This is a genomic window from Dokdonia sp. 4H-3-7-5 (genome assembly GCF_000212355.1).
In the GTDB taxonomy this organism is placed as follows: domain Bacteria; phylum Bacteroidota; class Bacteroidia; order Flavobacteriales; family Flavobacteriaceae; genus Dokdonia.
Window position 1 is genome coordinate 1 of record NC_015496.1, and the last position, 21,503, is coordinate 21,503.

The 21,503-nt window shown below is 37.5% G+C and carries 16 protein-coding genes; 6 read left to right on the top strand and 10 right to left on the bottom strand.

The window, feature by feature from the left end:
- Nucleotides 1-162: 162 nt before the first annotated feature.
- A complete protein-coding gene (gene dnaA, locus KRODI_RS00005) occupies nucleotides 163-1,590 on the top strand; it encodes a chromosomal replication initiator protein DnaA (protein WP_013749500.1) in 1,428 nt (475 codons plus the stop codon).
- A 94-nt stretch (nucleotides 1,591-1,684) separates the two neighbouring features.
- Here the strand turns inward: dnaA and KRODI_RS00010 are convergent, their stop codons facing one another.
- The 3 genes from KRODI_RS00010 to gltB are packed head-to-tail and all read right to left on the bottom strand — an operon-like array spanning nucleotide 1,685 to nucleotide 7,946.
- Nucleotides 1,685-1,888 (bottom strand): hypothetical protein, encoded by a 204-nt coding sequence (locus tag KRODI_RS00010; protein WP_013749501.1) that lies wholly within the window; start codon nucleotides 1,886-1,888, stop codon nucleotides 1,685-1,687.
- A 52-nt stretch (nucleotides 1,889-1,940) separates the two neighbouring features.
- Nucleotides 1,941-3,404, bottom strand: a complete 1,464-nt coding sequence (locus KRODI_RS00015; protein ID WP_013749502.1) for a glutamate synthase subunit beta — start codon at nucleotides 3,402-3,404, stop codon at nucleotides 1,941-1,943.
- Between the two features lie 3 nt (nucleotides 3,405-3,407).
- Complete coding sequence (gene gltB, locus KRODI_RS00020) at nucleotides 3,408-7,946, bottom strand: glutamate synthase large subunit (protein ID WP_013749503.1); 4,539 nt, start codon at nucleotides 7,944-7,946, stop codon at nucleotides 3,408-3,410.
- Between the two features lie 439 nt (nucleotides 7,947-8,385).
- Between gltB and KRODI_RS00025 the strand changes: the two genes are divergently transcribed.
- The 5 genes from KRODI_RS00025 (at nucleotide 8,386) to KRODI_RS00045 (ending at nucleotide 12,487) form a co-directional block, all read left to right on the top strand.
- Nucleotides 8,386-9,426 (top strand): porin, encoded by a 1,041-nt coding sequence (locus KRODI_RS00025; protein WP_013749504.1) that lies wholly within the window; start codon nucleotides 8,386-8,388, stop codon nucleotides 9,424-9,426.
- Between the two features lie 12 nt (nucleotides 9,427-9,438).
- Entirely contained in the window at nucleotides 9,439-9,777 is a 339-nt protein-coding gene (locus tag KRODI_RS00030) for a P-II family nitrogen regulator (protein ID WP_013749505.1), read from the top strand.
- Between the two features lie 35 nt (nucleotides 9,778-9,812).
- Entirely contained in the window at nucleotides 9,813-11,048 is a 1,236-nt protein-coding gene (locus KRODI_RS00035; protein ID WP_013749506.1) for an ammonium transporter, read from the top strand.
- A 118-nt stretch (nucleotides 11,049-11,166) separates the two neighbouring features.
- On the top strand, nucleotides 11,167-11,640 hold the full coding sequence (locus KRODI_RS00040; protein ID WP_013749507.1) for a low molecular weight protein-tyrosine-phosphatase: 474 nt from the start codon (nucleotides 11,167-11,169) through the stop codon (nucleotides 11,638-11,640).
- Between the two features lie 121 nt (nucleotides 11,641-11,761).
- On the top strand, nucleotides 11,762-12,487 hold the full coding sequence (locus KRODI_RS00045; RefSeq protein WP_013749508.1) for an SAM-dependent methyltransferase: 726 nt from the start codon (nucleotides 11,762-11,764) through the stop codon (nucleotides 12,485-12,487).
- Nucleotide 12,488: 1 nt separating this feature from the next.
- Here the strand turns inward: KRODI_RS00045 and KRODI_RS00050 are convergent, their stop codons facing one another.
- The 7 genes from KRODI_RS00050 to KRODI_RS00080 all read right to left on the bottom strand — a co-directional run bounded on the left by KRODI_RS00050 (nucleotide 12,489) and on the right by KRODI_RS00080 (nucleotide 21,219).
- Nucleotides 12,489-12,746 carry a DUF3820 family protein gene (locus KRODI_RS00050; RefSeq protein WP_013749509.1) on the bottom strand — a complete coding sequence of 86 codons (258 nt, stop codon included), beginning with the start codon at nucleotides 12,744-12,746 and terminating at the stop codon, nucleotides 12,489-12,491.
- A 5-nt stretch (nucleotides 12,747-12,751) separates the two neighbouring features.
- Nucleotides 12,752-13,465, bottom strand: a complete 714-nt coding sequence (locus tag KRODI_RS00055; RefSeq protein WP_013749510.1) for a YqjF family protein — start codon at nucleotides 13,463-13,465, stop codon at nucleotides 12,752-12,754.
- A 68-nt stretch (nucleotides 13,466-13,533) separates the two neighbouring features.
- On the bottom strand, nucleotides 13,534-15,165 hold the full coding sequence (locus KRODI_RS00060; RefSeq protein WP_013749511.1) for an amidohydrolase: 1,632 nt from the start codon (nucleotides 15,163-15,165) through the stop codon (nucleotides 13,534-13,536).
- 51 nt (nucleotides 15,166-15,216) lie between these two features.
- Entirely contained in the window at nucleotides 15,217-15,771 is a 555-nt protein-coding gene (locus tag KRODI_RS00065; protein ID WP_013749512.1) for a hypothetical protein, read from the bottom strand.
- A gap of 49 nt (nucleotides 15,772-15,820) precedes the next feature.
- Nucleotides 15,821-16,294, bottom strand: coding sequence for a hypothetical protein (locus KRODI_RS00070; protein ID WP_013749513.1), 474 nt, complete (start codon nucleotides 16,292-16,294; stop codon nucleotides 15,821-15,823).
- Between the two features lie 49 nt (nucleotides 16,295-16,343).
- Nucleotides 16,344-18,122, bottom strand: coding sequence for a TonB-dependent receptor (locus KRODI_RS00075; RefSeq protein WP_013749514.1), 1,779 nt, complete (start codon nucleotides 18,120-18,122; stop codon nucleotides 16,344-16,346).
- Nucleotides 18,123-18,198: 76 nt separating this feature from the next.
- Nucleotides 18,199-21,219 (bottom strand): tetratricopeptide repeat protein, encoded by a 3,021-nt coding sequence (locus tag KRODI_RS00080; RefSeq protein WP_013749515.1) that lies wholly within the window; start codon nucleotides 21,217-21,219, stop codon nucleotides 18,199-18,201.
- Between the last annotated feature and the right edge of the window lie 284 nt (nucleotides 21,220-21,503).

Consider the following 21,503-nt stretch of genomic DNA (forward strand, 5'->3'; position numbering starts at 1 on the left):
TGATGCAACAAAATTTGCGAAAAAACAACCCTCTACTCGTTTTTTTATTACTTTTTTTGTTCACATATTTGCTTAGCTTTTAAAGGGGGCCTTATCAACAATACGATAATCCTTTTAAAAGGCATTCTGTACTAAAAAACAACCAATAATTTAACTCAACGAATGACTCTAACTGCGCAATCTGTATGGGATAATTGTCTCTCTTTTATTAAGGACAATATTACACCCCAGGCATACAAGACGTGGTTTGAACCGATTAAAGCGGTCAAGCTCACAGATAACGCATTAAGCATACAAGTGCCTAGTAAGTTCTTTTATGAATGGCTAGAAGAGCACTATGTTAAACTTCTTAAAGTTGCGCTTAACAAAGTACTAGGTGAAAATGCCAAACTGGTTTATGTAATCAGAATGGAAAACACTTACGGAAATAATCAACCGTTTACTGAAAAGATTCCTAGTGCAAATCGTAGCACTATGAAATCTCAAGATGTTGATGCTCCATTTAAAAACAAGAATCCAGAGCTCAAAAATCCTTTTGTAATTCCTGGTATCAGAAATTTACAAATTGAATCACAGCTCAATCCTAACTATAACTTTGACAACTTCCTTGAAGGCGACTCTAACCGTCTTGCACGTTCTGCAGGAATGGCAGTTGCAAATAAACCTGGAGGAACATCATTTAACCCACTACTCGTTTTTGGTGGTGTAGGTTTGGGAAAAACACACCTTGCACACGCCATAGGTGTTCAAATAAAAGATAAATATCCAGCAAAGACTGTTTTATACATATCTGCTGAGAAATTTACACAACAATATATTGAGTCTGTAAAGAAGAATAACAGAAATGATTTTATACATTTCTATCAAGTTATTGATGTTCTTATTGTAGATGATATTCAATTACTAAGTGGTAAGGCAGGAACTCAGGATGTGTTCTTCCATATTTTTAACCACCTACATCAGAATGGTAAGCAAGTAATTCTTACCTCAGATAAGGCGCCAGTGGATATGCAAGACATTGAGCAACGCCTTCTTTCTCGTTTTAAATGGGGATTAAGTGCAGAGCTGCAACACCCAAGCTTTGAAACGCGTATTGCTATTATAAAGCAAAAGCTGTATCAAGATGGTGTTGAGATGCCAGAAGAGATTGTAGAATTTCTTGCAAATAATATCAAGACAAATGTAAGAGAGCTAGAAGGTGCTATTATATCACTTATTGCTCACTCTTCTTTCAATAAGAAAGAAATCACATTAGATCTAGCTAAGAAGATTGTAGATAACTACGTGAAGCACACGAAGCGCGAAGTATCTATAGATTACATACAAAAGATTGTGTCAGATTACTTCCAGATGGATGTAGAAACACTACAGTCTAAAACTCGTAAACGTCACATCGTACAAGCAAGGCAGCTCGCTATGTTCTTTGCAAAGAAACTTACGAAGGCATCACTTGCAAGTATAGGTTCTCAAATAGGACAACGCGATCACGCAACCGTATTACACGCTTGCAAAACAGTTGATAACCTTGCTAGTACAGATAAGCAGTTTAGAAAATACGTAGAAGATTTAGGAAAGAAGCTCTCTGTGTAAATTCTATCTTGAATTAATTATAATAACAAAGCCTCTACATTTTCATGTAGAGGCTTTGTTAATTTTTAGGAATGAATAAAAACTATTGAGGAACTTATTTCTTTTTAATCTTGTCACTCGCAGCCTTTTCTCTAGAATAACTAACTATACCGTAGATCGTTACAGCCATACCCGTTAGAAGAAAGCCAAATATAAAATAATTACTAGCCTCAAATGCCATACACATAATACCAGTAGTTATAAGTACGCCACCAAAAGTTGATATCCATTCTCCTTTTGAACTTTTTTGAATTTTCATGAAACTATTTCTATTGTTAGAAATGTCAATATACAACTAACAACACACATGGTTAACGCCTAGGCAAATCACTCTCTTCATCCTTAAGCGGCAGCTCTGAAATTCCCATCAAGAACTTATCTACATGGTGAGCCGCTTGACGCCCTTCAGAAATTGCCCAGACGATAAGAGATTGCCCTCTACGCATATCACCTGCTGCAAATACACCCGAGACATTAGTACTATAATCAGTTGCCTTAATGTTACCTCTCAAATCTGTATCGAGATGTAATTGGTCAATTAATGTTTTTTCTGGACCGGTGAAACCTAATGCTAGAAATGCCATATCACATTCCCATTCTTTTTCTGAATTAGGAACTTCTTTTAACTCTCGTCTTCCACTTTCATGAGTAATCCACTCCACTTCTGCGGTAATTAGTCCTGTAAGATTTCCTGCAGCGTCACCCACAAATTCTTTGGTAGATATACTAAACACACGATCAACCCCTTCTTTATGTGAAGAACTCGTGCGCAGTCGCATAGGATAATATGGCCAAGGCTGTTCTGTAGGTCGCTCTACAGTAGGCTTATTAAGAATTTCAAAATTTGTCACACTACTCGCTCCTTGTCTATTACTCGTGCCTATACAATCAGAACCTGTATCTCCTCCTCCTATTACGACAACGTTTTTACCGGTTGCTACAATTTCTTCTTCCCAATCATTTAGACCATCTTGACGCTCATTATTTTGTTTTAAAAAATCCATTGCTTGATACACTCCTTTAAGATGTGCACCCTTAATGGGAATAGATCTTCTCACAGTAGCTCCTCCGCACAGTACAATAGCATCATACTCATCTTGGAGCGCCTCTACACTTATATTTTGTCCAACATTTGCATTCGTTTTAAAGGTGATTCCTTCTTCTTCAAGGACCTCAAGACGACGATCTATTACATTTTTTTCCATCTTAAAATCTGGAATTCCATAACGTAATAATCCGCCCACTTTTGCATCTCGTTCAAAAACAGTCACCACATGTCCAGCTCTGTTGAGCTGTTGTGCCGTAGCAAGTCCAGAAGGTCCAGAACCAATAACAGCAACAGATTTCCCCGTACGTTTCACAGGTGGTTGTGCTGTAATCCATCCTTCTTCAAAAGCACGCTCTACTATATTTTTTTCTATATTTTCAATAGTTACTGGATCTTCATTAATACCAAGAACACAAGCTTCCTCACATGGGGCAGGACAAAGTCTTCCTGTAAATTCTGGAAAATTATTAGTTGCATGTAATATCCCTGCAGCCACTTTCCAGCGACCTTTATACACTGCATCATTAAAGTCTGGTATGAGGTTACCTAGCGGGCATCCAGAATGACAAAATGGAATCCCACAATCCATACACCTTCCTCCCTGCTTTTTGAGATCTGACTCTTCAAGAGGAACGGTAAATTCTTTGTAATTTTTTAAGCGTTCCTCCGGAGCTACATAGCTCTCATCTTTGCGCTTATATTCTAAAAATCCTGTTACTTTTCCCATCTCTTAGTTTGCTAATTTTTGTTCTTCCTCTAGTCTTATTAAAGCCTGGCGGTATTCTTCTGGTAACACTTTCGTGAAATTGCCTATTTCCACATCCCAATTTTCTAGGAAACGTTGTGCTAGTGGAGATTGTGTGGCATTATAATGGTTTTCGACCAATTGTCTAAGTTCCTCACGATCTTGTGTTTCTTCTACTTTTAAGAAGTTTAAGCCCTCTGAGTTTGCTTTTCGCGAAAGCGAACTATCAACATCATACACATATGCAATTCCACCACTCATTCCAGCTCCGAAGTTTCTTCCCACAGCTCCTAAAATCACTGCTACTCCTCCTGTCATATACTCACAACCATGATCACCTATACCTTCTACAACAGCTCTAGCTCCCGAGTTACGTACACAAAAACGCTCTCCAGCCTTTCCATTGATGTAAGCCTCTCCAGCAGTGGCACCGTAAAATGCTACGTTTCCAATAATGACATTATCCTCAGGAATTATGGTTGCCTCTACAGGTACTTTTACAATCACTTTTGCTCCAGAAAGTCCTTTGCCTATATAGTCATTTGTATTTCCAGTAACCGAAAGTGTTAGTCCATGCGTTGCAAATGCTGCAAAACTCTGCCCAGCCGAACCTTCAAAGTTGATTTTTAATGTATTTTCTGGCAGCCCATTAACTCCATAAATTTTTGAGATCTCATTACTTAAAATGGCTCCTACTGCTCTGTCTTCATTTGTAATCTTAAGATCAAGCGTGGTTTTCTCTTTTCTGAATAATGCAGGGTGCGCCTGAGATATAATTTTAAAATCTAATGCTTTTTCTAAATCATGATCTTGCTTTTCGATATTTCTCAAGGATTGCCCTTCCTTAACGTCTACTTTATGAAGAATAGGAGACAAATCGAGTCCTAATGCTTTGTACTGATCTATAGCGGTGTTTCGCTCTAGTTTTTGCACTTGCCCAACCATTTCATCTACGGTCTTGAAGCCAAGCTTTGCCATAATCTCACGAAGCTCTTGCGCTACGAAATACATGAAGTTAACTACATGTTCTGGCTTTCCTTTGAAACGTTTACGTAACTCTGGGTTTTGCGTAGCAATTCCCACAGGACATGTATTTAAGTGACATACACGCATCATAATACATCCAGAAGCCACTAGCGGTGCTGTGGCAAAACCAAACTCCTCTGCTCCTAAAAGACATGCAATTGCTACGTCTCTACCGGTTTTGAGTTGGCCATCACATTCTAATCTCACACGACCACGCAAATCATTCATAACGAGTGTTTGCTGCGCTTCGGCGAGTCCTAACTCCCACGGAAGTCCCGTATGTTTTAATGAAGTAAGCGGCGTTGCACCAGTACCTCCATCATGACCAGATATTAAAATCACATCTGCCTTAGCTTTTGCAACACCTGCAGCCACAGTCCCCACCCCTACTTCTGACACTAATTTTACATTAATGCGCGCCTCTCTATTTGCAGATTTAAGGTCATAAATAAGCTGTGATAAATCTTCAATCGAGTAAATATCATGGTGCGGTGGTGGAGAAATCAATCCTACATATGGAGTAGAATTACGTGTTTTTGCAATTTCTGGATTTACTTTAGGCCCAGGCAACTGCCCTCCTTCACCAGGCTTTGCTCCCTGCGCCATTTTGATTTGAATCTCTGCAGCATTTGTAAGATAATTTGAAGTAACTCCAAAACGTCCAGAAGCTACTTGCTTGATTGCACTGTTTTTCCAGTCTCCATTTACATCTTTATAAAAACGCTCTTGATTTTCTCCTCCTTCACCAGAATTAGATTTACCATCTATACGATTCATCGCTACAGCTAGTGTCTCATGCGCTTCTTTACTGATAGATCCATAAGACATTGCTCCCGTTTTAAAACGCTTTACAATATCCGTCCATGGCTCTACTTCTTCAATATCTATAGGATCATAATTTGTAAATTCAAACAACCCTCTAATGGTCATTAGTTGTTTTGCTTGATTATTTACACGATCTGCATACTCCTTATAAATTACAGGCTTATTGCTTCGTACAGATTCTTGAAGTTTTGCAATCGTAAGCGGATTAAACAAATGAGCCTCCCCGTCTCTTCGCCATCTGTACTCACCACCTATTTCTAGAGGTAAGTCTGCAGCAATTTCTTTCTTATCGTAAGCAGCTGTATGACGCTTACTTATTTCTCCTTCTAATTGATGCAATCCTACACCCTCAATTCTAGTCACCGTGCGAGGAAAGTATTTTGAAACTACTTTTTTACTAATACCTATACATTCAAATAATTGCGAACTGCGATATGAATTGAGTGTAGAAATACCAATCTTATTCATCACCTTGAGCACTCCTTTACCTACAGCCTTATTGAAGTTTTGAATAGCCTCCTCCACATCTACACTAGCAAGCTCAAGGTCTTCTGGATGATTTTCTATAATCTCATTTACCATATATGGGTTAATCGCGCTCGCGCCATAACCAAATAATAATGCAAAGTGATGCACTTCCCTAGGCTCTGCAGACTCAATAATTAAACTTAACTGAGATCTCTTCTTATGAGTTGCTAGTCCGTTGTTTACATAAGAACATGCTAACAATGCTGGTATAGGTGCCTCTGTAATTGACGTATTTCTATCTGATAGAATAACAATATTTGCACCCTCATCAAGCTGCTTACTTACATTTTGCAACAGTTTTTCTAGTGCTTCCTCGAGGCCATTATGACCTCTCTCTACCTGATATAACATCGGTACAGAAACTACTTTAAAGTTTTTGTCATCTAGACTTTTAATCTTGTCTAAATCTTGTTTTGATATAACTGGGTTCTGGATTTTAAGTTTTCTACAATGCGCGGCATTTATGTCGAAAATATTATAATCGGCTCCCAGGGTTAAAGAAATATCTGTAATCAGCTCCTCTCTTATTCCATCAAGAGGCGGATTTGTTACTTGAGCAAATAATTGTTTAAAGTAATTATAAATGAGCTGCGGTCTTTCTGAAAGCGCAGCAATAGGAGCATCATTACCCATAGAACCTATAGGCTCCTTGGCATTTGCAGCCATGGGTAATATGATGGTATTTATATCTTCTTGTGTGTACCCAAAGGTGATTAAACGATCCTTAAGCGGTGCTTCATTTAAAAATAGCGGACACTCATTATAAGGAATATTCCTTAAGTGAATTAAATTTTCATCAAGCCATTCTTGATAAGGGTTACGCGTAGCAATCTCCTCTTTTATTTCCTCATCGTTAATGATACGACCTTGCGCCATATCTACTAGAAACATCTTACCAGGTTCTAAACGACCGTGAAACTGTACATTGCTAGGCTCAATATCTACTACACCAATTTCTGAAGCCATAATCACGTAGCCATCCTTTGTAACAGAATAACGCGATGGACGCAATCCATTACGATCAAGTACCGCTCCTATATAATTACCATCTGTAAATGGAATAGATGCAGGACCATCCCAAGGCTCCATTAGGCAGGAGTTAAATTCATAAAAAGCACGTTTTGCAGGAGACATTTCCTTATTTTTCTCCCATGCTTCTGGCACGAGCATCATCATTACCTCTGGAAGTGAGCGACCTGTCATTAATAACAGCTCCACCACCATATCCATAGAAGCACTATCAGATTTGCCTGGTATCACCACTGGAAGAACAGCTTTAATATCCTCTCCAAAGAGCGGACTCTCCATAAGTTCTTCTCTGGAATACATACGAGTTACATTGCCTCGCAACGTATTAATCTCTCCATTATGGCACATGTATCTAAAAGGCTGCGCAAGATCCCATGTAGGGAATGTATTTGTTGAAAAACGCTGATGCACAAGTGCCAGGCGCGTCACAACCCTAGGATCCATCAAGTCCTTATAATAAACCTTAATGTCTTGAGGCATTAATAGCCCCTTATAAATTATTGTTTTGGTTGAAAAACTAGGTACATAAAAGAATGAACTTTCAGATAGCTTAGAATCATATATAGTGTGTTCTGCAATTTTACGTGCAGTAAATAATTTTAAGTTGAATGCAAATTCTGGAGTGTGTTTTTGTTGCGCTTTCGCGAAAGCGGGATTTTTATCACCACCGTCATATGAAACAAAGATTTGCTTTACAAAGGGCTCAGAAACCTGAGCAATCTCACCTAAGATAGATTTATCTACCGGCACATCTCTCCATCCTATAATATGTATGCCCTGATCTGTAAGACTCTTTTCAAACACCGAAATACAGTAATCTCGTTGATTTTGTTTAAGAGGGAGAAACACATTACTCACAGCATAACTTCCTTCTTGTGGCAACTCAAAATCACAGCTAGCTTGAAAATAATCATGAGGAATATCTATAAGTATTCCTGCACCATCTCCCGTTCTTCCATCTGCACTTACTGCTCCTCGATGCTCTAGTTTTTCAAGAATTTCTAGTGCTTTGTGGATAATGTCGTTTGACTTTATTCCTTTTAAACTACAAATGAATCCTGCTCCACAAGCATCGTGTTCAAATTCTCTTAAATATAATCCCTGATCCTTAAGCATTGTCTACATTTTTATGGTGAAACCATTATTACTTATTCACAAGATAATCCTACTTATCTAAGGGTCAAAAATCACATCTCATTATTACGATTAATGAAATATAGATACTTAATATTTCACAAAAGTTCATTATTAGGTATGTTATTTTATCATATTCTGACTCTTAAATTATCTTAAAAACTACGAAAACGTTATAGCTATTTTAATAAATACTGTTAAAATCAATAATATCCTCAACAATAACGCTTAATTACTACAAAAAGCGCAACAACCTCAAAACACATATCTCAATAAAATCACAAATTATTTATCACACCCCTAATTTTAAAGGGGTCATTTTAAAAAAATCATAAAAATTTACAAAACACCTACCTATTTCACACCCTTAACTAAATTTTAAGATACATTTGAGACCTAATCAACAAAATATTACACTCTTATGAAGTTCATTATTACGTTCTTAGTGCTGGCCATTACCACCACTTCCTTATTTGCTCAAGAAGAATCAACAAAGAAAAAATTTAGTGTAGAGGGAAGCGTCGATACTTACTTTAGACAAAATCTTTCTGGACCAAATGGTGAGGATGCTATCGCACCAAACACCTCTTTTGCAAATCGCAATGGCTTTGCAATAGGTATGGCAAATGTGATAGGCTCTTTTGAAAGTGAAAATGGAAAAGTAGGTGCAGTCGCAGATTTAGTTTTTGGCCCTAGAGGTGAAGAAGCTGTTTTCCTATCTGGACCTTCTTCAAACATTGTAAACCAACTATACGTTTACTGGAATGTTTCGGAAAAAGTAAAACTTACTTTAGGAAATTTCAATACGTTCTTAGGTTATGAAGTAATCTCTCCCACTCTTAACTTCAACTACTCTACGTCTTATATGTTTTCATATGGACCATTTTCTCATACAGGTATAAAAGCAGATTTTACACTATCTGAAGATTGGAGCGCAATGCTTGGTGTACTCAACCAGACAGATGCAACAGAATTTAATTTTGACAACGACTATACATTAGGCGCTCAATTAGGTTATAAAACCACTTACCTTAACTTTCTATATGGAAAACAAGGAGGAAGCACAGAAAGTACGCTCCAAGTAGATCTTACTACTGGTCACGATCTATCAGATGACTTTTACCTAGGTCTCAACGCTACATACAATGATACAGACGGAGCTTCATTTTATGGAGTAGCTCTATACCCACAGTACAAAACATCAGAATCTTTTACACTAGGACTGAGAGGAGAATACTTTGCAGAAGCTGAAGGTGGTGCTGGAGCCATAGGAGGTTATGATGATGAAGGAGATGCATCTGTACTTGCACTTACTCTTACTGGAAGTTATACCGTAGGTGACCTTACCATCAAACCAGAATTTCGTTTAGACAGTGCTAGTGAAGACACCTTCCTTGATACTGACCTTGAGCCTAACAGCTCATTATCTTCATTTCTAATCGCAGGCATATATAAATTTTAAATAACCTAAAACATGAAAAAAATAGAAGCAATCATACGTAAATCCAAATTTTCGGCAGTAAAAAAAGCACTGCATGATGTGGGTGTAAACTTCTTCTCCTATTGGGATGTTACTGGACTTGGTAACGAAAAAAAAGGTTCTGTTTACCGCGGCGTGAGCTATAGCACCAGCGACATACAACGACGCTATTTAAGCATCGTAGTAAATAATGAATTTGAAGAAATTACAATCAAAACAATTATCGAGTCTGCTCGTACTGGCGATGTAGGTGACGGTAAAATCTTTGTCTCAGACATAAGCGAGTGCTATCGCATACGCACCGGAGAGAAAGGAAATCAAACACTCAAGTAGTCTAAAAACTTATAATAATATAGCATTAACAACTTATGGAAATTTTAACTGTAAATAACGTATGGATGATGATCTGTACTGGTCTTGTCTTCTTCATGCACCTTGGCTTTTCATTTTTAGAAATAGGTCTTACTCGTCAAAAAAACACCATCAACATTCTCTTTAAGAATATTTTTATCATCACAGTAGGTCTTCTACTTTATTGCTTAGTAGGCTTTAATCTTATGTATCCCGGAGAGTTTAATGGGTTTTTAGGCTTTGCAGGTTTTGGACTAGATGCACCTCTTAACGCAGAAGGTGTTCTTGATCTTACATATAACGAAGGCTACACCTACTGGACAGACTTCCTTTTTCAAGGGATGTTTGCAGCAACAGCAGCAACCATTGTATCTGGTGCCGTAGCAGAGCGTATTAAAATAGGTCCTTTTATGGTCTTTGTATTACTTTATGTAGGATTTGTATACCCTATCGCTGGTTCTTGGAAATGGGGAGGTGGATTTTTACAAACACTAGAAACACCTTTTTATGATTTTGCTGGATCTACACTTGTTCACTCTGTAGGAGGATGGGCCGCACTCGTTGCCGTATTCTTACTGGGATCACGTATAGGGAAGTTTGATGAAAATGGTAAACCACAAGCCATCCCTGGACATAATGTACCACTCGCAACGGCAGGTGTACTTATCTTATGGTTAGGTTGGTTTGGCTTTAATGGAGGTTCTGTACTATCTGCAGATCCTGCGCTTACTTCACTTACACTTGTTACAACTTCACTTGCAGCAGCAGCTGGAGGAGTGTTTGCTTTTCTTGTATCTACCTTAATGTATAAAAACTATGACCTCACCATGTTTTTAAATGGTATACTAGGAGGTCTTGTAGGTATTACCGCGGGAGCAGATGTAATGAGCCCTACAGATGCGATTGCCATAGGCGCTATTGCAGGAGCTATCATTGTGTTTGGTGTTGCACTTGTTGACAAATTAAGACTAGACGATCCTGTAGGAGCTATTGCAGTACACTTAATTTGTGGTATCTGGGGAACACTTGCAGTGGGTATTTTTGGAAGCTTAGCTAGTGGAGCTCAATTTGTGAGCCAGCTTATAGGTGTAGGATCTTATGCTGTTTTCTGTATTATCACTTCATTTATTATACTGTTTGTTCTTAAGAAGACAGTTGGCATTAGAGTTTCAGAAACTGAAGAAATTGAGGGGCTTGACCCTCACGAACACGGAATGAGTGCTTATCCAGATTTCCGTCTAAACGAGCATTAATATTGAGATTTGTGCTATGTGTATGTAAGCCTCAACCATTTTTGGTCGGGGTTTACTGTTTTTAGGGTTTTTGGTTTTGCTTTCGCGAAAGCGTGATAAATTTAATTACCTTAGAGTAATGAACGAAGCACCCACTACAGTTACAAATATCCTGATGGTATGTCTAGGAAACATATGTAGATCCCCACTTGCCGAAGGCATTTTAAGATCTAAACTAGATGCAACCCATTTTAATATAGATTCCGTAGGCACAGGAGATTGGCACGTTGGTAATCCGCCAGACCCTAGGAGTGTAAAAGTAGGATTATCTCATGGTGTAGATATCTCAGGACTTAGAGGACGACAGTTGTCCGAAAGTGACTTTAATGATTTTGATTATATTTATGTGATGGATCAAAACAATCTAGAAGATGTGCTGGCCAAAGCAACTACTGACGAGCAACGCCGTAAAGTGGTAATGATTCTTGATGTGGTTTTTCATGGAGAAAAAGTAGATGTTCCAGACCCATATCATGGAAGTGCAGAAGACTTTGAGAGAGTGTATGAAATGCTAGATACAGCCTGTGACCAGATTGCAAAAGAACTAGCGTAATGTATTACATCATACATCTCGTTAGAAATTATAGACATTGCAAAAGTAATTATTGTCCATATCCCGCGATGTAATTATATTGCAACCTATACCATAACCCCAACCTATAAACTACGTACCTATGAGTTCATTTACTGCAACTGGAAAATTATATCTGATACCCACTACTCTAGGTGACACAAGCGCACTAGAAGTAATGCCTATCTCAGTAAAAAAGGTGGTAGAATTTATAGATACGTACATAGTAGAAAATGAAAAAACAGCGCGTCGCTCTATTAAAGCGATATCTCCAGGTAAATCGCAGCCCTCATTAAAATTATTTACACTAAATAAATACACAGATATTGCTGAGCTGCCATCGTATTTAGAGCCATGTTTACAAGGGGAATCTGTAGGGTTACTATCTGAGGCTGGAGTTCCAGGTGTCGCAGATCCCGGAGCAGAAGTTGTAAAAATTGCACATCAAAAAGGTATCCAAGTTGTGCCACTTGTAGGTCCATCATCTATACTTATGGCAATGATGAGTAGCGGTATGAATGGTCAAAATTTTGCTTTTAATGGATATCTACCTATTGACGCACAACAGCGTAAGCAAGAGTTAAAACGATTAGAACGATTATCTTCTGAGCAGGGACAGACGCAATTATTCATTGAAACTCCATATCGCAATAATAAGATGCTAGAAGACATTTGTAATACTGTTCATCCTGACACACAAGTTTGTGTTGCTTGTGATATCACGCTTCCTACAGAATATATAGTGACAAAGAGTGCTTCTTTCTGGAAAAAAAATGCACCAGATCTACACAAAAGACCTGCAATTTTCATAATTCACAAGTCGTATTAACTTAGCGTCTTAAATTAGCTGGCCTAGGATACTTTTGTTGGATTTTTTTGATCATAGGTTCTAGACCATTTACTTTTATTTCCATCATTTCTTGAAGTAGTCTTCCCAGCTTACCCTCTGGAAAACCTTGCTGCCTAAACCATACAAAATATGATTCTGGCAGATCTACTAAGTACCAACCTTTGTATTTACCAAAAGGCATTCTATAATAAGCCATCTCTATAAGGTGATCTTGTGCTTCTTTATGTATATCTGCCATGCATGTTATTTTTTAATCACCGTTTTACCCTCAATCGTTATTGCCGAACCTTCTATCAAATATATAGAAGTAGGCTCCTGCGCTTGTAGGAAGCTAAATTTAGCACCATACATTGCGCTAAAGTCAATATCAAATGTTGCTTTCTTTATAGGATGATGATTCCATCGCGGGTGCGTCACCTCGTACTCATTCGTTTTAAACTTAGAAGGACTCGCATATCCCCAGTAATGTTCTGATATGAACTCCATCTCGCTATTCTTCTCGATGGGTTGTGAAGCTACAGCAGCCTCTATATGAATAGACTGCCAGGTGCCATCCTTTTTCCATCCATATGAGACCTTGCGATGTTCACCTGTAATCTCCCACTCATGTCGCATTGGTAAGGTTTCATAGCTCTCATTATAAAGTGTATTTGCAACAAGAGAAATTGCAGGCTTAGGAACTACTTCTTTTATAAACACTGCTCCACGCTTCCAAATACCACCATCTTTCCTACGCACATAAAAACGGAGATTCACCTCTTCAAAATTTACGTGAAATGGAATTTTGACACCCTTAATACGTGTATCCATAAACATAAAAGCAATGACACTCACATAACATTTACCTTCATAAAAATCTAGCTCTGTTCCATAAGGGACATATGGCTCTAAAAGAGCTGGATCTACCTCATAATTAATAAAGGCAAGCTGGCGCCATGCTGCAGTAAGGAAGCTCATAGAATTATAGTGTGATTGTAATTATATAAAGTACTGCTAGTCTCACCTAGACTGTAAAGTAGTATCGCCTACTGCTGATACACTTTTACACCATCTACATACGTAGCAGCGACTTTTAAGTTAGGAATCTTATCCTCTTCTACCGTCATGATATCTTCATCCATGATGATGAAATCTGCAAACTTCCCAGTTTCAATACTTCCTTTTTCGTCTTCTTCAAAATTTGAATAGGCAGCCCAGATTGTCATTCCTTTTAAAGTTTCCTCTCTAGTTAAGGCATTCTCCATTTGATATCCACCTTCTGGATATTGCTTTAAATCTTTACGAGCAACAGATGCATAGAACGTATAAAACGGACTTACCTGCTCTACTGGGAAATCTGTTCCTAGTATTACAATTCCTGACTGATTTAATAAGTCTTTGTATGCATATGCTCCTTTAATACGCTCTGCTCCTACTCTATCTTCTGCCCAATACATATCGCTAGTAGCGTGTGTAGGCTGTACAGAAGGTAAAATCTTCTCACTAAAAACATCAAAATCTTCTCTTGATACTATTTGTGCATGTTCTACTTTCCATCTTGGATCTGTTTTAGAAGCTAGCACTTTTTCATAAGCTCTTAGTACAACTACGTTTGCACTATCACCTATGGCATGTGTATTCATTTGGAAATCTGCTGCGGCGATACGTTTTGCAAGATCATTCATCTCTTCAGAAGGTGTTATCATCGCTCCAAAATGTCCATCCTTATCACTATAAGCCTCACGCATTGTCGCTCCACGAGAACCAAGAGCTCCATCACCATAAACCTTAATAGAACGTACATTAAGACGATCTGTTTTTACTTTTCCTGTAGTGAGGTAGTGATCTAGATTTTCTTCATTATTAGATAACATTGCATATACTCTCATTTGCAAACTTCCAGCTTGCTGAAGGCTATCTATAAGTTCTACAATGTTTTTATTAAGACCTGCATCATTTACTGTAGTAAGACCGTAAGAAAAACAAAGCTCCTGTGCTTCTAGTAACACTTGAGCACTTTCGGCAGTGCTAGGTTGTGGTAATACTGCGTCAACTAATGTTTGCGGTGTGTCAATAAGAACACCCGTTACTTTGCCGTCTACAAGTACGACTTCTCCTCCACTTACCTTTGTAGAAGCATCTATACTAGCAAGATCTAATGCTTTTTGATTTACTAAATATGCGTGACCGTCCACACGCTCTAAAACAACAGGAACATCTGGAAATAAAGCGTCAAGCTTATCTTTTGTAGGAAATTCTTTTACAGCCCAATCGTTCTGATCCCATCCTCTTCCTCTCAACACAGTTGCATCAGGATTTTCCTTTGCAAAGGCAGATACTTTTGCAATTACCTCATCATAACTTTCAGTGCCAACGAGATCTGCTATTTGGAGATTTTGACCTAATCCATAAAAGTGACAGTGGCCGTCTATAAGTCCTGGTAACACAGTTTTGCCAGTAGCATCTATTGTTTCAGCAGCTTCATACTTTTCAGTAATGTCGTTAGATGTGCCTACTGCTATAAATTTTCCATCTTTGATTGCAAATGATTCCGCTTTCGCGAAAGCGTTATCTACAGTATACACATTTGCATTTGTAACAATAAGATCTACAGATTGCTTAGTCTCGCAAGAGAATAATAAAGGAATAATTGCTAAAGAATATAGAATTTTACGCATCGTTGGTTTTTTGTTTAAAAATACAAAAGACTCCTACTACGTTGATAATTTTTATCTAGGTTTATGAACCTCAAGATCAACTTTTGCATCTTGTGGCGACCTATAATTGGGGTGAAGATCAATCTCTACATCATAAGTAATATTATACAGCTCCAGAACTGCATCTATTCTATCTTTTTTGAGCTTTGCCTCTCGAGTTTTCAAAATGTACATATTGTACATGCCAATAGCTTGTGATAAAAATTTTAAGGCAACACCAAAAATTATAAACGGAATGAGATACAACTTGAGGGCATGAGTATTTGATGGAGCTAGTGAAGAATGCATCTCTGAAACATAACTTAGAGAATATGCAGATAACCCAAAAAGGCCTACTCCCAACAACCCAAATAGTATTGTATAGCTATAATTCCACCACTTATCTTGAATAGTATGCTGGTAAACAACGTTTACCTCCTTTAGCCTGTTTTTGAATTTAGTAGAAAATAGCTTTTTTGAGCACGTACGGTTAAAGTCTGGTTTGCGTTTCGTGAGATTACAAATTGAACCCTCACGTAAGTTTTTACGCTGGTGATTACAAAGTTCGCAGTGCCAATTGTTTTTCAATAGTGTCTAATATCTTAAATAACTGCTACTATCTTAATAACAGAGGAGCCTAAAGATATACATTATAGAAAAAACCACCCTGACTCTGTACCACATTTTCAACATTTGAAAACTGTACGTCTGAGTAGTCATTTATATTGCAGCATTCTCCTTCCTTATATTCCACATCAAAAGATAAGTCTGTTTCAAAACCATCAGGAACTGTTAAACGCAACATTACATTAGAGCGACTTTCAGAAAAGGCATTGAGTACCACTTGGGCAATCTGAGAATCATCAGATATACCCGTGACAAAAGGGAAATCTGCGTCGTTAGATACATCGGTAATCGTTAGTTCATCAAAAGAATATGTGTCGTTAAAGAATACATCTTCTCCTGTTTCGGCATCTAAAAATTGTATTATAATATTGCCTGATGCACAAGATACAGCACTGCAGTCTGCTAGTGCACTATCTGCATCGCTACTGCAAGAACTGAACATAAACATAATAATGAAAGCTAGTACACCTATAAATTTCTTCATAACCTTAAGGGTTTATATGTAAGATGCAATCTTTACAGAAAGGTTGCTTTTAAAAGTCAAATTTATAAGTAGCTCCCACCATTCCTTGTAGACCTTGAACTTCATAATTGAGCCATTTCTCGTAATTACTGTCTAGAATGTTGTTTACACGAGCAAAAGCAGACAGACGATTATTAAAGCGATAGCCCACATGAGCATTTGCATCAAAATAGCTATCTAGGGTTTCCACTGTATTTGTAATCAAGAGATCTGCAGGGTCGTTACTAGATACTAAATCGTTACGTTCTCCCATGAAGAATAAGTTTACTCCAGCAAACCATTTTTCTGTAATCTGATAATCTGCAAACACAGATGCTTGTAAGTCTGGAAGGTTCCAAGCTTCTTGCTGGCTATCTGTGTTATAAGTATAATATTGACCGTTTACTTTCATTTTAAAGTTTGCATTCACATCAAAATTAAGCTCTGCAAATACTCCTACTGTATTAATATCATCATAAGCAATTGAGAAAGAGTTTCCGTTTGCATATCCATTTGCACCAAAGCCATTACCGCTTTGCGAGTATGGATTGTGAATAAATAAAGCTTTATCACTCTCTGCCGTATAACTTGCACGTAGGTTGTAACTCAAAGCTTCAGATAATTTACCTTTCATTCCTAAATACCCGTCATACTGCTTATCTGTTGGCTTGATAGTAAGTGTAGGTGAGATAAAAGGATTTTCTTGAGCAAAATCATGGTAATTATTTTGCTGTAGTCCACCTTCAAGACCTGCATACGCAATAAAGTAATCTCCAGCCACTCGGTAAGATGCTGTAATTTTTGGATACACAAAAAAGTCTGTTTCACTTGCCTCAGTATCTAGCGACACCATTGCCTCTACTCCTAAAGTCACCTCAAGGTCATCTCTTAAAATTACAAGACTTGGATTAATCCCCGCATTAAGAAAGCTATAGTTGATTTCTGTATCTACGGTATCAAATGCGTTGTCAAAAGAACCACTTACATAATCTGCTGTAACTTTAGTAGTAATAAGCTCTCCCGCAATAGGAAACTCAAATGTAGGAGCAACTACTGCTCTAAGTTCGCCGCTATCCTGATCATCACCAAAGTATCTCAACGTAGCATTTGCTTTCTTAAAGAAAGAATCTTGCAAACTCACACTACCATTTAATCCTGCTGTGAGAAAAGAATGAGACACGTCAAAATCTTCATTAAATAAAGGCGTGTTACCTGCTCCGTTAATTGTCTTAAGTTCCTCAGGAATTCCATACCAGTTATATACTTGGTGTTTTGCATCAAGATCTGCTCTCCATGTCATATCACGCTCACGCGCTCCGTAACTTAAATTAAGTCTGCTATCATAAAAATAATCGTCAACTACAGTACCGTCTATTCCGCCCTGAGAAGAATTATGGTTTAGAAAGACACCGAAATCCTCTGTACGGCTTATTTGAAAATTACTATAAAGCTCTGCTAAAACAGATGTATAGCTACCAAAACCAACAGTTGCATAGTTATCATACAACTTCTCTTTTTTAGTTTTCTTTACTACGGCAGCTTTACCTTTGGCTGGAGTAAACGTACTCGCTACAGGCACAGAAAAGATACTATAAGTCACCTTCTTTTTTGCCGTTGTAATAGAGTCGTTAAGCGCAGGAGTCGCTTTTACTTTAAAAGCATCACTTATGGTAGGAGTATACGCTTTTACAACGTTTACCACTTCTGTACCTATGGTAGACTCTTCTTCTTGTGCAGTAACTACTTGAACAAAAAGCATTGTAAATGCAACAAGTCCTAAGTTATATAATGTATTGAATGAACGATTCATATAATGTATTGTCTTAATTCGTTAGACGTTTGTCTTATTTATAAAGCAAGTGATTTATTGATGTATTAATCAACAACTACCCTTTTTCTACAGAGGCATTTGTTTTTCCTTCTGCTTGTTTAATAATTGCTAGTTCGCCACGAGCTTTTTCTACAGTCTCTGGATAATCTGCAAAGTTTGTAATCACACTTTCTAGAATATATGTTGCTTGATATGCATCTCCTAGTGCATAAAAGTTCTTTGCCATAAGCACAAGACCTTTTGCTCCATACTCTTTAAAACCGCTATAATCTTTTGCTAGTTTTTGAACTGCAACATTAGATGCTTCAAAGTTTTGAGCTTCATTTTTAAAGTAGGCATCGTAATATAAAGCCTCTGCTGCAAGTGCTCCTGTAGCAATTTTTTGAACCTCGGCATAAGCTGTCTTAGCTCTGGCTTTATCACCTGTCTTTATAGAAGAGCGAGCAATTATTATTTGCGCATCACTTTTTACTGCATTATCAATTTTTGCATTTCCAAGTACCTTTTCAGCATAGCCTACTGCTTTTATCAAGTCTTCACCTTCATAAAAAGATTTCATGAGGTTAGACTGAGCAAAAATGATATTCTGTGGGAAGTCTGCTTCTGTTTCTAGTCGTTTTAATACCGGAATTGCAGCTGTATAGTTTTTATCTGTAAGATATACTTGCCCTAAACGTGCAAGTGCTTGCTCCGTAAACTCACTACGCTCCTTTGTTATAACAAATTGGTAATGCGGAATTGTTTTTTTGTATTCCGCTTTCGCGAAAGCGAGCTGCCCTAAATAAAAATGAGCTTGTAATGCATGCTGCCCATTAGGATAGTCACTCAAGTATGACTCAAAAAGTCGTTCTGCTTGACCTACATTATTCTCCACATATTGCTTCTCTGCCGAAGCGTAGGCAGCATCATCAAGCTCTGCATCCTCCACATCGATAAAATCTAATGTGCTCACCCATTGACCATATTCATCTACACGACCTAAATCTATATAAATAAGCTTTGCCGTAGTCACTGCTTGCAATGCCTCCGGAGTTCCTGGATAATCACCAGCTACCTTGCGCAAAAGTGCGAGTGCCTCATCGGACTTGTTTTTATTATCAAGTATCAACGCTTTTTTAAGCATTGCTTTTGACACGTAAGAACTACCAGGTAAATCTCTTACTAATTTATCATAAGCTGTAATTGCTTGATCATTTTTGTTTTGAGATACATAGATGTTACCTAATTCATAAAGCGCATCATCGCGATAAGTAGAATTTGGAAACTTGGTCGAAAAAGTTTGAAGTCCGCTTATTTTGTCCTCATCCTTTTTTATAAAACCATAACTCATCGATTTTTGAAAAGTCGCATAATCTTGATCTGTCATATTAAGCGCTATAGACTTATTATAGGCTTCAAGTGCAGGCCAGTACTTACTACTTATAAAACGGCTATCACCTAGACGTAAATACGCATCATTAAGTTTACTTTGATCTTGCACATTACTTGCAGTATACGACTCAAAAACGGTCGCTGCTTGTTCATACTGCTTATCCGAAAAATATGCATATGCAAGGTTATAATTGATGTCTTGATATTCTGGAGTATTTGCAGCGTTACTGTTATTTAAAAACTGCTTGTACCCTATAATTGCTTCTTTAAAATCATTTGCAACATAATCACTTTCTGCTTTCCAGTAAGTTGCACGTGTCACATATAATGGATCGCGTGGTTCTTTAAGAGATTTTTTAAATGCTGCAGCAGCCTCGGGATAATTGCCCTCATTATAAAGATCAAGACCATAAAGAAACGCTACTTTTTGATAAGCTACCTTATTATCAAAATTGCTGTTGCTTTCTAGCAAGCGCATTGCCTCTTTGTAATTTTTTGAGGTGATGTAAGAATCTATTAGTAATGCTTCTAGTTCTGGCTTTGCTGGAGATTTTGGATATGTATCTATATAATCTGTAATCACAGCAGGTGTAGACTTGTAAGCATTACCTATTTCATAGCTCAGCTTTGCATAATTAAGACCACTATCTTCTTTGATTTGTGCATTAAAGTCCATTTCACTTGCATTTTTAAATGCGTTGAGTGCTTCTTGCTTTTTATCTAATTTTAGGTAAGATTCTGCTAGGTGGTAATATCCATTTTGTGCTACACTATTGTTACCATCAATTATTTTATTAAATTCATTGATAGCGTTTGCATAATCTCCCTGCTTATAATATGTATATCCTAGCTGGTAGTAATCTGTATTATTCCACTTACCACGCTTTCCTTTGTAGGCTTGTAAATATGGTAATGCCTCTGCATACCTCTTTTGGTTAAAATAGCTTTCTCCTATAATTTTATTAAGCTCAGACTTTTCTGTTGGGTTTGCTTTTGCCAGCTGTGACTTCCCTTCTGAAATTGCTTCGTCAAATTTTCCTAACTTAAAATTAAGGTCTGCTTTAAAGTATGCAAGATCCTCATTATATGCTCCTCCTGTTTCTGCTTCTACTTCCTCAAAAAGCTCATTTGCCTCTTCATATTCATCACCCTCATAAGCCATAAAACCTATGTAATACTTAGCCTGCGTTCCATATTTTTTTGAATCACGTACACGGTTTAAGTACTTCTTTGCTTCATCAAAACGATTACTTTTAAAATAAGCATAACCGTTATTAAAGTAAAAAGTCTCCTTTTCTCCAGCTGTAAGCGTACTTTCATCTACGCGATCATACCATTTGCGAGCATAAGCAAATTTGCCATTATCAAAGTAATACTGAGCTACATCTAGAAATGCACTGTTGCGCTTTGTACTTGTAGGGTACTCTGTGACGAAAGTGGTCATAAGATCATCTGCCCCTTGCTGATTAAGACGTACTGCCGCGTTTGCAATGTAATAAGCACAATCACCTTTTACGGTGGTATCATCTGTATCCCCCTTTACTTCCTCAAAAAGAGTTTGCGATGCTAGATATTGCTTACTATTATATAAGGAGAGTGCCTTATTAAATTGTACAAGATCATTCGTATATATTGCCGATTGTTGCGCTACAGCAATAGTTGAATATAAAAATAATGCAACAAGTACATACTTGATTTTATGCATAGTTAAGAGTTGTTTTATGAGTTCTGATCATTATCAGGAATAGACTAAAAAATGTAAAATAAGAATGCTTTCGCGAAAGCTAAACACGCTATTTACATCGCTTCAAAGTTAAGTTTCTTCCCTAAGCATAACGTCAGAAATCTTTGTTAATTATATAGAGTTGTGAAAAGGATTTTAACAGTCTAAAACAGTACGTTAAAAACGTAAAAAAAATAAAATTGAATACCCTGCCCTTAAGGAAATTATGACCTCACATCAGATTTACATACATCTCTAATTAAATT

Coding starts and splice junctions, on each gene's coding strand:
- dnaA (WP_013749500.1), top strand. CDS start 163: ATGACTCTAACTGCGCAATCTGTATGGGATAATTGTCTCTCTTTTATT.
- KRODI_RS00010 (WP_013749501.1), bottom strand. CDS start 1,888: ATGAAAATTCAAAAAAGTTCAAAAGGAGAATGGATATCAACTTTTGGT.
- KRODI_RS00015 (WP_013749502.1), bottom strand. CDS start 3,404: ATGGGAAAAGTAACAGGATTTTTAGAATATAAGCGCAAAGATGAGAGC.
- gltB (WP_013749503.1), bottom strand. CDS start 7,946: ATGCTTAAGGATCAGGGATTATATTTAAGAGAATTTGAACACGATGCT.
- KRODI_RS00025 (WP_013749504.1), top strand. CDS start 8,386: ATGAAGTTCATTATTACGTTCTTAGTGCTGGCCATTACCACCACTTCC.
- KRODI_RS00030 (WP_013749505.1), top strand. CDS start 9,439: ATGAAAAAAATAGAAGCAATCATACGTAAATCCAAATTTTCGGCAGTA.
- KRODI_RS00035 (WP_013749506.1), top strand. CDS start 9,813: ATGGAAATTTTAACTGTAAATAACGTATGGATGATGATCTGTACTGGT.
- KRODI_RS00040 (WP_013749507.1), top strand. CDS start 11,167: ATGAACGAAGCACCCACTACAGTTACAAATATCCTGATGGTATGTCTA.
- KRODI_RS00045 (WP_013749508.1), top strand. CDS start 11,762: ATGAGTTCATTTACTGCAACTGGAAAATTATATCTGATACCCACTACT.
- KRODI_RS00050 (WP_013749509.1), bottom strand. CDS start 12,746: ATGGCAGATATACATAAAGAAGCACAAGATCACCTTATAGAGATGGCT.
- KRODI_RS00055 (WP_013749510.1), bottom strand. CDS start 13,465: ATGAGCTTCCTTACTGCAGCATGGCGCCAGCTTGCCTTTATTAATTAT.
- KRODI_RS00060 (WP_013749511.1), bottom strand. CDS start 15,165: ATGCGTAAAATTCTATATTCTTTAGCAATTATTCCTTTATTATTCTCT.
- KRODI_RS00070 (WP_013749513.1), bottom strand. CDS start 16,294: ATGAAGAAATTTATAGGTGTACTAGCTTTCATTATTATGTTTATGTTC.
- KRODI_RS00075 (WP_013749514.1), bottom strand. CDS start 18,122: ATGAATCGTTCATTCAATACATTATATAACTTAGGACTTGTTGCATTT.
- KRODI_RS00080 (WP_013749515.1), bottom strand. CDS start 21,219: ATGCATAAAATCAAGTATGTACTTGTTGCATTATTTTTATATTCAACT.